A 14,309-nucleotide genomic window follows, 5' to 3' on the forward strand; every position below is an offset into this window, starting at 1 on the left:
CTTAGCGACATCCGGCAGGCGGTCGCCGGGGCAGGCGTTCAGGCTGGCCACCAAGCGCTCGTGCTTGGTGCTGCCCCCGCTGGGCACGGGAAGCCCGAGGCGCTCGCACAGCGCCGGCAGTTCCTTCGCCGTGTAGCGCGTGTACAGCGTGAGGAGCACACCGTCGATCAGCCTTCGCAGCAGCGCCATGTCCATCTGTTCCCCCATCCCATGATGATGAGCGACGCCGGGACACGATTCCACCCTGCCCGTTCACCTTGCTCCGGCAGCCAAATTCGCGGTGCACTCTTACGCCGCGCTCCTACCTTGGTTCGCATGTCGCACGAAGCAATCCACGAGCAGCTGCTGATATCGGCCCGGAAGTGGGCGCGTACGGCTGTCGACGCGTACCTGGAAGAGCCCGTCGACCAGGACTTCGCCGTGCACCACATGGCGGTCGCAGTAGAACACGCGTCCAAGGCGTACCTGGCGTCTATCGCTCCCGTGCTCCTCGCGTCGGAGAGGCAGCCGAGCGTGGACGACCTCCTGGTCCTGAGCGGGAACGAAGACAGGACGAAGAAGGGCCGCGCCGGGCTCAAGACTATCGGCGGCGAGGGGGCCATCCTCAGGGCAGCCCAGCTCCTCGGCCCCGAGCACAAGGTGCCTGCCAAGCTCAAGGAACTACGCGAGTCCCGCAACGGCATCACCCACATGGGGTGGGGCCAGCCCGTCACCGAGTGTCGCGCACTCCTGGCCGCGGGCATCGAGCACATCAATGCCCTGCTGAAGGCCCTGTCGGCAGAGCCCGACAACTTCTGGGACACGCACCTCGAAGCCTGCACCGCGCTGGTGGCCCAGGCCATGACCGAGATGGAGATCCGGTACCAGGCGAAACTCCGGCAGGCCCGCGAGCGTTTCGCCGAGACCACCCGGCGCCTGTCTGAAGCCGAAATCGAGGAACTCGTCAGCAGTCTCTCCGCGCTGCCGACTGCCGCTCCATGGCCGATCGCCGTACCCGCAGAATGCCCCGCGTGCGGACACACCGGCTTCGCAAGCGACCGGGACAAGTCGGGCGAGTATGGTGCAATCTGGTTTCTGCCCCGGCACTTCGGGTGCCGCCTGTGCGGTCTCACACTCACGACGTGGGAACTGGTCCTCGCCGGAATCAAGGGCCAGATACTCAACGATTCAGAAGAGCCCGACCCTGACTGGGAACCCGACTTCGAGACGTACTGACGGCTCAGACGGACTCCCTACGCTGCCCCTGTCCCATCCACCGAGGAACTCAGACAGAGCGCGGTGCTGCTGTCCCTCCCGGCCGTCTGCTGCGCGAGGACGTCGCGGTCGACGTACGAGTCAACGGCGGCGACGACCAGGCACGGAGTTCGGCCGGCTAAGCGCCTCCACCTCCCCATGCACCGGGCGGGCCGGGTCAAAGCCGTAGGTGTGGGCAAAGGCCGGCCATCGCGGGGCGCCGTACTTGGCCTCGATTAGGAGCACCTCGTAGGCACGGACCGGGTCGTAGGTCAGCAGCACCCGCTCCGTCTCACGCAGAACGACGTCGGCGAGCCGCTGTCCCTCGGCAGGCAGCTGGCCAACGCGACAGGGAATAGGGCATAGCTCTCGTTGATCAGAGCTATGCCTCTATGCGCTACGCCCCGACTCCGGGGGTATCGATCGGACTCGTGGGAGACTGCGGCTCGATCTTCTCCGCTGCCGCCCACAACCTTTCAGAGCCCTCTCGGTACACCTTCGCGATACCCGACTCCGGAGTGACCAGTGAGGTCGCATGCCGTCCTATGCCGTTGATGGACGTACCGATGAGCTGAACTGACCCGTCAGCAGCAACGATACGACGGTCGTGCAGTTCTTTGTCGGGGGATGCCCGTACTTCGATGTCCCGGCCGTTGGGCAGGGTGGCCAAGGCAACGGCGATGATCGGTCGCTCCTTGTTACTAGCCTTCTTAGAGATCAGGATGCGCCGGATGGAGGTGGCTTCCAAGATCCAGCGCAGGTTCTCGGCCTTGAAGTACGGGTCGACAAGCAAGCCAGCGCCAGCTGCGGCCAGGCGACGGGTAAGCACGGTGTAGACGAGTGGGTCGTCCGGGCTGAGGGCCAAGTCGTTCACCAGCGGATGTTGAGCCTCCTCCAACTGCTCCTTGGCTCCGCTTGCCCGCAGCATCGCGCGTCCGAGGTCGGTCAGCCGCATCCCATCGAGGTTCACGGCCCATCCGACGGTGACCAGGTAGTCGGCCACTGGTTCGGCGCGAGTGACCACCTGCTTGGGAAGCACTCCGGCGAATGGATTCAACAACGACTCGTAGACGGCGTCCCGCGGGGGCGGCTCGGTCGCAACTCGGTCGACGTCCTTGGGGGTGATTGCCACACCTTGAGATGACGCGACGTTGATGTACCAGAGGGCCCGCAGAACATGGTGCGAAAGGTGATCCACGCTCTGCACAATGACATCTAACGGCATCACAAGTCATCTGAGATTCCTTCTTGTCCCTCGCACGGACCGCGCCTGGCCTCAGAGTGCGACCTCCAAGACTCGCCATGTCTCCGTGCACGGCTGCCGTCACTTTGCTCATTCCGCCTGCCTTCGGCGGATGCCGGGCGGAGGTGATCAGCACAGTGTTCCTGGAGGCTTCCTGGCCACGGTCTTTGTTGATGCATCCCACACCCAGATCTCATGGGACTGCCACAGATGGGGGAGAGCTTCAACAGGCCTGGTGTGAGGATTGCCGTCCGGGCCGGACAGCAGTTCGCCCGTCTCCCCATTACGCCAGTCGCCGGTCGGTACGAGGGAGGGGCGCCAGCCTGGGTCACCGATGAGGATCGCGCGGATGTTGACCAGGTTCACTCCCGCGCCGTGGATGGGCAGGCGCCACTCCCGTTCGTGTAGCCAGACCGAGTCCGAGCCAGTGCGTACAGCCCAGTGTTCTAGGCCCCGGGCTTTGAAGTAGGAGTAGACGGCGTCCGGTACATACGCAACGCTCCCACCACCCAGACGGAGAACGGCAGAACGAGAGACCACCACGCCCCAGGGTGAGAAACCACGTGTTAGGACCAAGTGGGCAAGATGAGCCGGCGTGCATTCGGAGAAGCAGATGCACGCCTGCGCCGTCCCGAAGGGCGGGAACCCCCGCAGAGTGCGTGTTCCGAGGATCGCGTCCAAGCGCTCTTGGGGCGTCATGTTGCGTATTTCCTCGGGGACATGGACCGGGCGGTTGCCGTTCCGTCCAGTGAAATGGAACAGGTCATCGCTCTGGGCAGGCCCGACCAGCCCAAGATCGATCAGCGTCACGACATCCCCCACGAATTCATGTAACGGCGCATCCCCCCTGGGCACCGCGCGTTCTATCTGCCAGTGCATCATGCCCCTGATCAAGACAGCGACGTCTCTGTGCTCACCCGGTCGGAAGCGACAGCTTCCAGCAGCGCGATCAACGCTTCGCGGCCTCGCCCACGGTCCGAGGCCTTGTCTCAGCGCGATCCCGGGTGACGGGTCGGGGTGTGGCTTCTTGCGCCTCGGCACGGGGGATTGGCGTAGCTAGCAGCTCCTGGACGCGTTGCAGGACCAGCCACCAGGCCGAGCGGTCAAGGATCAGTACGGCACCGACGGCCGCCTCGGAGAAGACCATCTAGGCTTGTCAAGTGACGTCCCATCTCAAAGCAGTTGTGCTGAATGAGGCATGTGAGGGACGAGGCTGAGGAATAGGCTTGCTCTCGCAGGCGCCTGCGCCGAGGGCAGCGCAGGCGCCTAAGCAATGTCGACTGCGAGGTGGGTGGTGACTCTTGACCCTGAAGCGGATGCGCGACACCACGCGTTGGGCAGGAAGGCCGATTGCAATCGAGATCCGGTGCGCTAGTCAGGGCGGACGGTGCGGGCGTATCCGAGCCTTCGCTGTGGAGGCACCACCGAGCAGCGACGCTCTACTGATCGTAACTACCGAAGGCACACCGAGGCAGAAGCTGCTGCTGGAGAGCATCGTGCGGGGCGATTTTGCCGGAGTGCTTGACGGGTTCCACTGTGACCAGCAAGGGCACGATCTGTTCCTTGCAGGTACGCCCACCGGGTCGACGACGTGGTCATCGACGGTTTTCGGCCCGAAGACTCGGTCGGTCCGCAAGCGCCTCTATGAAGGCGAGAAGCTCGTCGAAGGTGGAATGGGTATGGCGGCCGCCCACCTCCGCGACGCGTACGAGCAGTACAGAAGGAGCGGCAGGTCTCACACCCAGACCGTAAGATGGACGATCGGTGGTCCAGGTACTGCCGAGGTGCCTCCCATCGGCACCAGAAGTCCATAGGTAGCCCGCAGCAGATCAGTTGCAGACCCCGGTGATGGCACACCGAGACTCCTGGAGGGGTCTCGATCGTGCTGTCCTCCGAAGGTCTCCTGAAGGCTCTGACGGCCCGCACGCCGCGGCTGGCGTTGCTCGCATTGACCGTCGTCGTGATACTGCCGGCGGTTTGGTCCCGTAAGGCTGAGCGTCGCGAGAGCGCCCTCGATGTTCTCCGGCTGCTGCTCTTCGGGCCGCCGCAGCTGACGCCGGATCAGCCCACCGGACAGGGCCGACGGCCCGCCCCCTCGACCTACACTCGCTCCATGACGACTGATCGGTACGTCGGCGGTCGAGCGGAATACCGAGGACTCATGACGGCCGAGGACGTGGCTGACGTGCTGCTGATCTGGCTCAGCAACCGTACCAATCGGTGGGCAGGCGAGTACGTCAGTGTCAAGGAGTTCGCTGGCGACGATGAGACCCTCCTCCAGTGGGCGGAGGAAGCGGCCTGGCTACTCCAGGAACGAGGCCATGTCGCGGTGCTGAAGGTGCCCGGCTGCTTGGATGCTGCGATCGCTGATAGCGGCCTGGTCGAGGCGGATCGGATCTTGGCTGAACGTGACAACCACGTCGCTCGATTCGGTTATGTTCTCGATCGCCTGGTTGCCCAGGCATTCGCGTCACCGGATGGCGCTGTCCAGCTGCAGATGTTCGTCGCGACCACGCTCTACCTGGGTGAGCACCTGAAGGTTGCGGTGGTCTTGCGTGCCGCCCGAGGCCTTCGCGACTACGGCCTGGCGGTGCTAACACCCGCTGAGGGCCATCCCACGACGCTGACGCTGACGCCGCGCGGAGAGCTCTGCGCGATGTCCGGACAGAAGGTGAACCAGTACGTGAGCGAGCAGACTCCCGCATCCGCGGGCCCGGTATTTACGCAGAACGTCTACGGCGGTACGGCCGCTCAGGGCATGAACGTGACCCAGAACGTAGGGGTGCAGACCGATCAGCTGGCTGACCTTGTGCGGCAGCTCCGCGACTTCGCCACGACCCTGCCGACGGCCGAGCGGGAGGATTTCCTGGTCGACGTAGAAGTGCTCGAGGACACCGAGCAGGGTCCTCAGGCTCGGCTCAGTGCTGGGCAGCGGATCATGTTGGCGCTGAACGCAGCGCCCGGCGCTCAGGCGATGGTCGAGATCGTGGGCCAGGTGATCGGGGCGCTCGGCGGGTAGATCCACTTAGCAGGGCGTCCTGCTAAACGGCCGACGGCCGGCACCCGTTGTGGGCGTCGGCCGTCGGCCGCGTCACTTGGCCCGGACGGATCACCGGGGAACCTACGGCTTGGATCCCGTCAGTCCCGTCAGACCCCGACAACTGCCGATGCCCGCCGTCGTCGACCTCCTCGGTCCACCACCCGTGGATGTCCAGCAGCAGGCCGTCCAGCGGGCCGCCGACCAGTTCGGCGTAGGTCCGGTGCGGGAGCGGGCCGGGGTTGGGGTCGTCGTGCTCCGCGCCGTAGACGCGGCCGTTCAGCAGCTGCTCGTCTCCGTTCATCCGGTCAGCTTCCCAGCCGCCACCGACAACCGGGCAGAGCCGGCGGGCCCGGCCTGAGCGGAGGCCGGGCCCACTGTGCTCACCGCGGCTTGGGCGCTGCGGCCAGCACCCGCCGGTCCTCACCGCGGCCGACGATCCGCCACACCGGCCGGTCGGCCCCGTCATGGGTGAGCTGGTGCAGGGTCGTCGTCGCCACGGTGATCTGCCAGTTCGGCCGGGCGCGGTCGTGGAAGGCGGCCTCCCTCGTTTCTGGGGCCGCGCGGCGCTTGGCCGGGGCGAAGACGAACAGCAGCAGCGGGAAGGGCCGTTCCAGTGACGGACCGGCGTAGGTCTCCTGCCAGTGGTTGCGCGGGGGGCGGGCGGCGTTGCCGCGCCCGGACGCCGGTGCGTTGCGGTAGGCGTCGTAGCGCTCCAGCTTGGCGAGCAGGCTGGCGTAGGACATGGTGCGGTCGATCTCCACGAACGCGCTGGAGCCGTTGGCCAGGAGCACCACGGCGTCGGGCACCAGGTTCCCGGCCGGGGTGGGGTGGGCGACTTCCACCCGCCAGTCGGCGTGATCGGCCACCTGCGCCTGGTGGAAGGCGATGACGGTGTCGACCAGGGCGAGGCCGTGTTCCCGAAGGCCCGTCTTGCTGGCTGCGATGCGCTTGCCTGTGGTCCGGCCGACCGGCGACGCGAGCTCACCGGAGGCGGCGGCTTCGGCGAGGCCCGCCGGGGTGCAGTACCAGTAGCTCTGCTGGGCACGGTGGGTCCGGCCGACCAGGGCCGGGGATTCGGCGAGTAGATTGCGCAGCGCGCGGCGGACGTGGTCGGTGTCCTGCTGGTGTGGCAGCAGCAGTGCCTTGAGCTGGCGGGGTGTGGCCAGGCGTAGCCGGGCGAGGGTGAGCAGGACCTCGCCGCGGAGGTCCGCGCCGGCCTTCGTCGCCGCGGCCTTCCGGGGCCGGGACGCTTCTCCAGGTACATCAGTACCTGGAGAAGAGGAGTTGCAACCGGCCGGGGCAGGTGAATCGGGGGTCTGATCAGCAACAACCGTCAGACGGCGGCTGGAGGCTGCGGGGCTGGGAGCGGGGCTTGTCGCGGGGCTCGGAGCGGGGCTTGCCGTCGCAGCGGTGTCCGCCAGGGCCGGCGGGGTGTGCGGGTCGGGTGCGGTGGTCATCGCGTCCTCGGGTTTCTCCGGCCGCACAAGGCCGGGTCGGCAGTCGTCCGGCCCGCGCGCGGATCTGCGCACGGGCCGGAGCCACCGTGAGAAGGCACCCCTTGACCGTCGTCTGACTGCCACCGACAACCTGCGCCCGATTCCTCCTTGGCCGCCCCTTGCAGTACGAGTTTGTCCGTGACCGGAGTCACGCCCGCACCGTGTCCTGGAGCGCGGTCTCTGTCCACAGGGCCGGGCGCGCACCGTAGGGCGACCGGCCGGGCGCACCAGGCATCCGGCCAGCGAACAGCAAGGAGCCGTCATGGAGACGACGTCGCCGAAGGTGCCCCAGCTCGCCCCGGAGCAGATCCTGCGGGCCTGCGACTACGTGGAGCTGGTCTGGCGGGAGCAGGGCAGCGAGGAGGAGAAGGCCGCGCTGGCGGAGTTCCACGCCGACGGCCCGGAGCTGGCGCGGCTGATCGGTGAGTTCGGTGCGCTGCTGCTGGCCGACTACCTCACCGTCGTGCCCGATGAGCACGCCGACTGCGAGTCCGCGTACGTCACCGGGAAGCTGGTGACGGTGACGAGCCGGTACCTCAAGCGGTGGTGCCTCGCGAGCGGGGCCGGGGCGCACACCGCGTGGATCGCGGCCGGGTTCCTGATCGAGTGCATGCAGGAGGTCGACCAGGTCCACCAGTTCCTCGACGACATCCGTAAGAACGTCGGCGCGGGATTTCGGAGCGGCTACGGCCTGAACTGAGCCGGAAATCCGGGCAGCGCCCGGGGACGGAGATCTCTCCTCCCCCGGGCGCTGCCCCTTTTGGCGCGGGATGTCGCAGGTAGCGGAGGTGGACAAGGGGGGTGCCGCGAATGGCGCGGGGGGCTCTCTCCCCCGCCCGACGGCCGGACTCTGTCCACAGGGCCGCAGTTCGAAAGTGGTTTCGAGGTCGCTGCGATCAGCAAGGCGGCCCATACGTGAGGAGCTGTCATGCCCGAGAACACCGTCACCACGCCGCTCGCCCCGATGGAGCCGGAGGACGTCGCCGACGCCTTCGACTACATCCGGGCGCTGCAGGCCGGGGACATCGACACCGCCTGCGCGGTCGCCAACGACACGGGCCCGGAGCTGCGCCGGCTGCTCCTGGACGTCGCCGCGCGCATCTTCATCCCGGTCACCGCCGTGGACGACTGCGACGGGGAGCCGTGTGCGCACTCCTTCCTGGCAGCGGCGCTCGGGCGACTGCTCCTGGAGGTCCTGTGCCACGGCGACGGCGCCTGCCTGGCTTTCCCGCCGGGCATCGCCCAGACCATCGTCCGCTTCACCGAGAACATCCTCACCGAGGAGCACGGCGACGTCGCCGACGTACTGCGCCAGCTGGAGGCCGCAGGGATGAAGCAGGCAATGGAAGCGCACCCGGTGCGCCGGACCACCGCGTAGCCGCACCTTCGCGACGGCGGTGGTGCGGTCCGGCGCGCATTCCCGGCGCACCACCGCACCACCGTGGTGCGCTCCACCGCGCCACGGCACCACACCGCCGGGAGCCGCGGTGCGGTCTCCCGACATCGCCGCACCGCGCCGGGGCGCGCCACGGCCGGGCGGGCTCCTCTATCACACACCCCCTTGACCGCGACCTGATCGCGAGCCGAAACCGGCGATGGCAAGGGAAAACGTCGCGGTAGCAGAGCTGGACAAGGGGGTGTAGCGGAGCCGGACAAGGGGTCGTGCGCGTCCGGCCGCACCCGGACAAGGGCGGCCGACTGCGGGCGCACCGGTGCGGTGCGGAGCATCGGGTGCGGCGCACCGACGCGCGCGAGGGTGCCGGGCATCGTCGGGTGGTGCGGCGCACCGGGTGCGGTGGCGCACCATCGCGGAGCGCACCACAGTGGCGTCCATCGTCGTCCGGCGCACCGGAGTGGAGTCCACTCGGTGGAGTCCACCGGGTGGAGCCCACTCGGTGTTCTGCATCCGGTGGCGATGCGCGACATCGGGTGGACTCCACTCAGTGGACGGTGCCCGGCATCGTTACCACAGCCAGGCGTTGGAGTGCCGCACCCGGGACAGGGCGCGGGCATCCCGGCGCGCGGCAGCGTTGCCGATCCGGCTCTGCTGGGAACGGGGCCGGCGTGAGTTTCCTGCGGCGAGTCTGCGCTTGGCGGCGTCCTGGAGCCTCCGCCGCTGCTTACGCAGTTCCGCCTTCTTCGCGGCCTTCGACTTCGGCGTCCGGGGCCGCTTCCAGATCGGCTGCCATCGCACGGGCTCATCGGCCTCGTGCTCCTGGTCCTCGTCGAGCGCGGCGGCCATCTGCTCGCGGGCGGCACGGGCGCGGGCGAGGGCGTCGTCGGGGTTGGGGCGCTCTTCCGGGGTGCTCACGTGACTCCTCCTGTGGTTCGGCCCGGCGTGTGCTGGGTGCCGGGTTGCTGGGTGTGCGGCGGCGGGGTCGTCGCCGGGGTGGGCTGCGGGCGGGGGCCGTGGGCGGCTTCGCGTGCCCGCCGGCTGTCCTGGAGCGTGGCGGCCACCTGCGCGGCGGCGGCTTCCAAGGTCTGGCGCGTCCGTTCCACCGTGTCGACGCCGGTCTCCGGCTCCAGGAGGCGGCCGTTCTTCGGGCCGGTGCGGAACGGCCGCGGGTGCGACCTCGAGGCGGTGGGCACGGCGACGGTGCGCGGCCGGGTACGGGAGTGCAGGCGCTCCGCGCGGCGCACCGCGTGGACCCGGGTGGCCAGGGCGTCGGCGGCGAGGCGGGCTCGTTCGTACGGCGGGGCGGTCCGCTTGCGGGTCAGCGGGCGCAGCACGGCCTGGTCCTCGGTGTCGCGCGGGTAGAGGGCGCGCAGGTCGGCGGTCATCATCCGCCAGCTCGCCGGGCGGGTGTAGTCGTCGACGACCGTCTGCACGATTCGTTCGTCCAGGCCCGGCTCGTGGGGCCGGCCGCGCAGGACGTAGGAGAGGTGGCGGCGGGCTTCGGTGAGCAGGTGGTGGCGTTTGAACGCGCCGCGCATCACGTACACCACGGCGACGACGTCGACGGCCGCCAGCGCGATGTCGACCACCGGCCGCACCCGCGCCCACACCGCCGCGGCCGCCGCCCGCGCCCGCTCGGCGAGCCGGTAGACGGTGCAGGCGCCGAACGCCCGGATCGCCGATTCCCGCCACCGCGTCCGCAGCTCGGTCAGCGACAACAGCTCGGTGCGTTTCGGCGGGCGGGTCTGGTCGGCGGCCTGGCAGGCAAGCGCGTAGCCGGCCTTCTCCCCCGGCGCATGCCCCTGCCGTTCCTCGTACCTGGCGGTGAGGACGGGCAGCGCGTCCTCGATCTGCTGGCGGCGGGTCGACTGCCAGCCGATGAGCCGCTGGTCGATGCCCGCGACCTCCATGACGTGCCTGCGGCCGGGTGTCACCTCGCGCGGCTCCCACGCCCACCCGAGCCGGGCAGACACCTCCTCCATGAAGTACAGGGTGTAGAGGGTGTCAGCGGCGACTATGTGGGTCATCAGCGAGTCCGCCGACAGGTTGCCCCACTTCCCGTCGTGCGGCCGCCGGGCACGGATCGACACCACCGCGTGTGCGTGAAGCAGCGGCCTCGATTCCGTGGCCCTGGACTCGTAGTGCCGGAACACCGCGACGACCAGCCCGTCCTTGACCCGGTCGCGCTCCTTGCCGCCGGCCTTCCAGCGGATCTTCGCGACCGACTCCTCCAGCCACGCCAGCGTCTTGTCGCGGGCGATCCCGTCGCACAGCTCCAGCACCCGGCGGTGCTCGTCGTCCATCAGGGCCCACGCGATGTGTGCCGTCGGCGGGGGCCGGAACACCAGGTCAAAGGCCAGCCAGGGGATGCGCTCCTTGGCCTTGTCGGTCTTCGGTGAGCGGTTGTGCTCAATGGGCCTGCCCAGCACGGTCGCCCGCCTCGCCTGCTCCGGGGTCTTGCCCTGCGCCAGGAGCTCGCGCTCGATCCGGTCGGCGTCCGGGTGCCGGCCTTCCCCCAGGAGTAGTTCGGCCTGCCGCTCGGTTACCACGTCTCCAGCCGCCAGGCCGAGCGCGGCCAGGCCCCGGCCCTTCCACACGCCGGGTGGGACACCGGCTTCGTCCTGGGCGGCGCGCAGCGGTGTGCCCGCCGTGCGGTGGCCGTCGCCGACCATCACACCGCGGAAGAGATAGCGCCACCCGTTTCCCGGGCGAACCTCCGACATGCTGATCATCGGCCCATGGAAACCCGGCGCTGACCTGCGAGAAAGCGCGATCCCGGGTAAGTCCCGCCGGGCGGGAGGGCATCACCAGATCTTTACCGGAGCGCCCGCCAGGCGGGCCGCCGGGCCAGCCCGAGACGGTAAGCCGCCGGTGTGTGCACAGTCCGCCGCATGAACACGAACCTTTTCCACGGAGACCTCTGCCCGCTGTGCGGCCGCCCCCTCACGCTGCGCCCGACCGTCACCGTCCACTCGAACGTGCCGTACCCCACCCGGACCGACTACCTGCCCCACTGCACCGCCTGCGCCAACGACCTGCCCAACGTGCAGAGGTGGAACGACCTGATGAACGACCGCTACGGCCTCTGACTCGGGCCGTGCGAATACTGCGCCACGACCACCCCAACAGCATCCACCATGCGATCCGCCCCGAGCCGACTCCAACGTCATCCAACGCGCACCAACGCACCACTTCCCCAGCCGCCCACCACCGCTGAGCGCACCGCGTCACCGACGCCCTTCAACACGAACAGCCACCACCGCCCCCGGCCGACTCCGGCCGGGGGCTTCGTGCGTCCTGGAGGTTCGCCGTGCCCACCTACGAGACCCTGCCGCGCTTCGCCGCCGACCTGGACCGCCTCACCCCAGAGCAGCGCCGTCGATTCCGCCGCACCGTGGCGGCCTTCGTCGAGGACCTGCGCACCGGCAACTTCCGCGCCGGCCTCCGCGTCAAGCGCGTCCAGCGAGCACCGGGCGTCTACGAGCTGACCTGGTCCATGGGCACCGGTCCCGCAGGACGCGCGACGTGGGAGTACGGGCCCGCGTGCCGCCCCGGCACACCGCACATCATCTGGCGCCGCATCGGAGGCCACGACATCCTGACCGGGCCGTAACCCGGGACGCACGGGCGAATTTGCCCGCGAGCGTTCAAGTCAGCTCGAGCAAGGGCGCTTCGACCCCTCAGAAGATCCGTCGGTTCACCCGGTGACCTGTCTCAGTAGACGTGGGCCATCGTGTAGCCGTGACCTGGGGTGGTTCAGGTTGATGTCGGCAACGCCTGAAAACGTGCCACCTCCAACGGATGAAAAGTGGCCCGTCTGAACCGTCTGGCTCGTTGAGCCAGGCAGGGAGGAAGGGTGATCAGCGTGGAGGACTGGGCGGAGATCCGCCGGTTGCACCGGTCCGAGGGCATGCCGATCAGAGCGATTGCTCGGAAGCTCGGGATCTCGCGGACGACGGTGCGGCGGGCGGTGTCCAGTGACCGGCCGCCGAAGTACGAGCGGGCCTCGAAGGGATCGGTCGTGGATGAGGTCGAGCCGAGGATCAGGGAACTGCTCGAGGTCTGGCCGGACATGCCGGCAACGGTGGTGGCCGAGCGGATTGGCTGGCAGCGGGGGATGACGGTCCTGCGGGACCGGCTGCGGGACCTGCGCCGGGACTATGTTCCGGCGGACCCGGCGTCCAGGACGGCTTATGAGCCGGGTGAGCTGGTCCAGTGCGATCTGTGGTTCCCGTCGGCGGAGATTCCGCTGGGGTTCGGGCAGACCGGCAGCCCACCGGTCCTGGTGATGGTCAGCGGTTACTCGCGCTGGATCATGGCGAGGATGCTGCCGACCCGGTCGGCTGCGGATCTGATCGCGGGGCACTGGCGGCTGCTGTCAGGGCTCGGAGCGGTTCCCAGGGCTTTGGTCTGGGACAACGAGGGTGCGGTCGGTTCCTGGCGGGGCGGGCGGCCGCGGCTGACGGAGGACTTCGCCGCGTTCGCCGGACTGCTGGGAATCCGGATCATCCAGTGCCGTCCGGGTGATCCGGAGGCGAAGGGCCTGGTCGAGCGGGCCAACGGCTATCTGGAGACCTCGTTCCTGCCCGGGCGGGTGTTCGCCTCGCCGACCGACTTCAACATTCAGCTGGAGGACTGGCTGCGGCGGGCGAACCGCCGGGTCCACCGCACTCTGCAGGCGCGTCCCGTCGACCGCATCGACGCGGATCGGGCGGGGATGCTGCCCTTGCCGCCGGTCGATCCGCCGGGCTGGTGGCGCACGTCGCTGCGGCTGCCGCGCGACCACTACGTCCGTGTCGACACCTGCGACTACTCCGTCCACCCTCTCGCCATCGGCCGCCGGATCGAGGTCAAGGCCGGCCTGGACGAGGTCCTGGTGTTCTGCGAGGGCACCGAGGTCGCCCGGCACGTCCGCTGCTGGGCCCGCCACCAGAGCATCACCGACCCCGCCCACTCCGCGGCGGCCGGCGCCGCCCGCCTGGCGGCCTGCAAGGAACCCGCCGCCGACGACGGTGAGGTCGAGGTCGAACAGCGGTCGCTGGACACCTACGACCGGATCTTCGGCGTCATCGAGGGCGGCCTCGGCAAGGAGGAGGAGATCGCATGACCACCACCACGGCCACCTCGTCAGGCCGGGACGTCACCTCCGAACTGGCCTATCTGACCCGGGTCCTCAAAGCCCCGGCCCTGCGGGAGGCAGCCTCCCGGCTGGCGGAGCGGGCGAAGGCCGAGCAGTGGGGCTTCGAGGAGTATCTGGCGGCCTGTCTGCAGCGGGAGGTCGCCGCCCGCGACGCGCACGGCGCCGAGAGCCGCATCCGCGCGGCCCGGTTCCCTTCCCGCAAGTCGCTCGAGGACTTCGACTTCGAGCACCAGCGGTCGGTGAAACGGGAGACGATCACCCACCTGGGCACCCTCGACTTCGTCGCGGGCAAGGAGAACGTGATCTTCCTCGGCCCGCCCGGCACGGGCAAGACGCACCTGGCCACGGGTCTGGGGATCCGGGCCTGTCAGGCCGGTCACCGGGTCGCGTTCGCGACCGCCGCCGAGTGGGTCGCCCGCCTCGCGAAGGCCCACGAGACCGGCCGCCTGGACGACGAGCTGGTCCGGCTCGGCCGGATCCCGCTGATCATCGTCGACGAGGTCGGCTACATCCCCTTCGAGCCCGAGGCCGCGAACCTGTTCTTCCAGTTCATCTCGGGCCGCTACGAGCGGGCCTCGGTCATCGTGACCAGCAACAAACCCTTCGGCCGCTGGGGCGAGGTCTTCGGCGACGACACCGTCGCCGCCGCCATGATCGACCGCCTCGTCCACCACGCCGAAGTCGTCTCCCTCAAGGGAGACAGCTACCGCATGCGCGGCCGCGACCTCGGACGGGTCCCCGCCGCCAACACCAGGGAATGA

At 69.0% G+C, this 14,309-nt stretch carries 14 protein-coding genes and 1 pseudogene; 8 read left to right on the plus strand and 7 right to left on the minus strand.

Annotated features, from left to right (window positions below; translation table 11 throughout):
* Positions 1-207 (minus strand): annotated as a pseudogene (locus ACWH4W_RS32250) (hypothetical protein); the annotation flags it as partial.
* A gap of 108 nt (positions 208-315) precedes the next feature.
* On the opposite strand from ACWH4W_RS32250, the gene ACWH4W_RS32255 reads away from it, so the two are divergent.
* Positions 316-1,215, plus strand: a complete 900-nt coding sequence (locus tag ACWH4W_RS32255; RefSeq protein WP_473079415.1) for a hypothetical protein — start codon at positions 316-318, stop codon at positions 1,213-1,215.
* A gap of 415 nt (positions 1,216-1,630) precedes the next feature.
* On the opposite strand, the gene ACWH4W_RS32260 is transcribed toward ACWH4W_RS32255, so the two are convergent.
* Together ACWH4W_RS32260 and ACWH4W_RS32265 are read right to left on the minus strand one after the other, a co-directional pair.
* On the minus strand, positions 1,631-2,431 hold the full coding sequence (locus ACWH4W_RS32260) for a hypothetical protein (protein ID WP_473079416.1): 801 nt from the start codon (positions 2,429-2,431) through the stop codon (positions 1,631-1,633).
* Between the two features lie 174 nt (positions 2,432-2,605).
* Positions 2,606-3,358 carry a hypothetical protein gene (locus ACWH4W_RS32265; protein ID WP_473079417.1) on the minus strand — a complete coding sequence of 251 codons (753 nt, stop codon included), beginning with the start codon at positions 3,356-3,358 and terminating at the stop codon, positions 2,606-2,608.
* A gap of 1,000 nt (positions 3,359-4,358) precedes the next feature.
* On the opposite strand from ACWH4W_RS32265, the gene ACWH4W_RS32270 reads away from it, so the two are divergent.
* Positions 4,359-5,495, plus strand: coding sequence for a hypothetical protein (locus ACWH4W_RS32270; protein WP_473079418.1), 1,137 nt, complete (start codon positions 4,359-4,361; stop codon positions 5,493-5,495).
* Positions 5,496-5,517: 22 nt separating this feature from the next.
* On the opposite strand, the gene ACWH4W_RS32275 is transcribed toward ACWH4W_RS32270, so the two are convergent.
* Both ACWH4W_RS32275 and ACWH4W_RS32280 read right to left on the minus strand, forming a co-directional pair.
* The gene (locus tag ACWH4W_RS32275) at positions 5,518-5,817 is read right to left on the minus strand and encodes a hypothetical protein (RefSeq protein ID WP_081239678.1); all 300 of its coding nucleotides are present in this window, start codon (positions 5,815-5,817) and stop codon (positions 5,518-5,520) included.
* 79 nt (positions 5,818-5,896) lie between these two features.
* Entirely contained in the window at positions 5,897-6,973 is a 1,077-nt protein-coding gene (locus ACWH4W_RS32280) for a replication-relaxation family protein (RefSeq protein ID WP_473079419.1), read from the minus strand.
* Between the two features lie 301 nt (positions 6,974-7,274).
* On the opposite strand from ACWH4W_RS32280, the gene ACWH4W_RS32285 reads away from it, so the two are divergent.
* Complete coding sequence (locus ACWH4W_RS32285) at positions 7,275-7,712, plus strand: hypothetical protein (RefSeq protein WP_473079420.1); 438 nt, start codon at positions 7,275-7,277, stop codon at positions 7,710-7,712.
* A gap of 228 nt (positions 7,713-7,940) precedes the next feature.
* On the plus strand, positions 7,941-8,390 hold the full coding sequence (locus ACWH4W_RS32290; protein WP_473079421.1) for a hypothetical protein: 450 nt from the start codon (positions 7,941-7,943) through the stop codon (positions 8,388-8,390).
* Between the two features lie 585 nt (positions 8,391-8,975).
* Here the strand turns inward: ACWH4W_RS32290 and ACWH4W_RS32295 are convergent.
* Together ACWH4W_RS32295 and mobF are read right to left on the minus strand one after the other, a co-directional pair.
* Positions 8,976-9,323: a hypothetical protein gene (locus ACWH4W_RS32295; protein WP_473079422.1), complete on the minus strand. Its 348-nt coding sequence runs from the start codon at positions 9,321-9,323 to the stop codon at positions 8,976-8,978.
* A complete protein-coding gene (mobF, locus tag ACWH4W_RS32300; protein ID WP_473079423.1) occupies positions 9,320-11,140 on the minus strand; it encodes a MobF family relaxase in 1,821 nt (606 codons plus the stop codon). Before mobF ends, ACWH4W_RS32295 begins: the two co-directional genes overlap by 4 nt.
* Positions 11,141-11,299: 159 nt before the next feature.
* On the opposite strand from mobF, the gene ACWH4W_RS32305 reads away from it, so the two are divergent.
* From ACWH4W_RS32305 to istB, 4 genes are all read left to right on the plus strand, one after another.
* Positions 11,300-11,497, plus strand: coding sequence for a hypothetical protein (locus ACWH4W_RS32305; protein ID WP_228970987.1), 198 nt, complete (start codon positions 11,300-11,302; stop codon positions 11,495-11,497).
* 221 nt (positions 11,498-11,718) lie between these two features.
* Positions 11,719-12,021 carry a hypothetical protein gene (locus tag ACWH4W_RS32310; RefSeq protein WP_473079424.1) on the plus strand — a complete coding sequence of 101 codons (303 nt, stop codon included), beginning with the start codon at positions 11,719-11,721 and terminating at the stop codon, positions 12,019-12,021.
* 243 nt (positions 12,022-12,264) lie between these two features.
* Positions 12,265-13,515, plus strand: a complete 1,251-nt coding sequence (istA, locus tag ACWH4W_RS32315; protein ID WP_473074291.1) for an IS21 family transposase — start codon at positions 12,265-12,267, stop codon at positions 13,513-13,515.
* The gene (gene istB, locus ACWH4W_RS32320) at positions 13,512-14,309 is read left to right on the plus strand and encodes an IS21-like element helper ATPase IstB (RefSeq protein WP_473074290.1); all 798 of its coding nucleotides are present in this window, start codon (positions 13,512-13,514) and stop codon (positions 14,307-14,309) included. The genes istA and istB overlap by 4 nt, the downstream gene beginning before the upstream one ends.

The sequence above is a fragment of the Streptomyces sp. DSM 120436 genome (genome assembly GCF_055778765.1).

Excerpts from the sequence above, each read along its gene's own strand:
- ACWH4W_RS32285 (WP_473079420.1), top strand. The coding sequence starts at position 7,275 with ATGGAGACGACGTCGCCGAAGGTGCCCCAGCTCGCCCCGGAGCAGATC.
- ACWH4W_RS32280 (WP_473079419.1), bottom strand. The coding sequence starts at position 6,973 with ATGACCACCGCACCCGACCCGCACACCCCGCCGGCCCTGGCGGACACC.
- ACWH4W_RS32255 (WP_473079415.1), top strand. The coding sequence starts at position 316 with ATGTCGCACGAAGCAATCCACGAGCAGCTGCTGATATCGGCCCGGAAG.
- ACWH4W_RS32275 (WP_081239678.1), bottom strand. The coding sequence starts at position 5,817 with ATGAACGGAGACGAGCAGCTGCTGAACGGCCGCGTCTACGGCGCGGAG.
- mobF (WP_473079423.1), bottom strand. The coding sequence starts at position 11,140 with ATGATCAGCATGTCGGAGGTTCGCCCGGGAAACGGGTGGCGCTATCTC.
- ACWH4W_RS32265 (WP_473079417.1), bottom strand. The coding sequence starts at position 3,358 with ATGATGCACTGGCAGATAGAACGCGCGGTGCCCAGGGGGGATGCGCCG.
- ACWH4W_RS32290 (WP_473079421.1), top strand. The coding sequence starts at position 7,941 with ATGCCCGAGAACACCGTCACCACGCCGCTCGCCCCGATGGAGCCGGAG.
- ACWH4W_RS32305 (WP_228970987.1), top strand. The coding sequence starts at position 11,300 with ATGAACACGAACCTTTTCCACGGAGACCTCTGCCCGCTGTGCGGCCGC.
- istB (WP_473074290.1), top strand. The coding sequence starts at position 13,512 with ATGACCACCACCACGGCCACCTCGTCAGGCCGGGACGTCACCTCCGAA.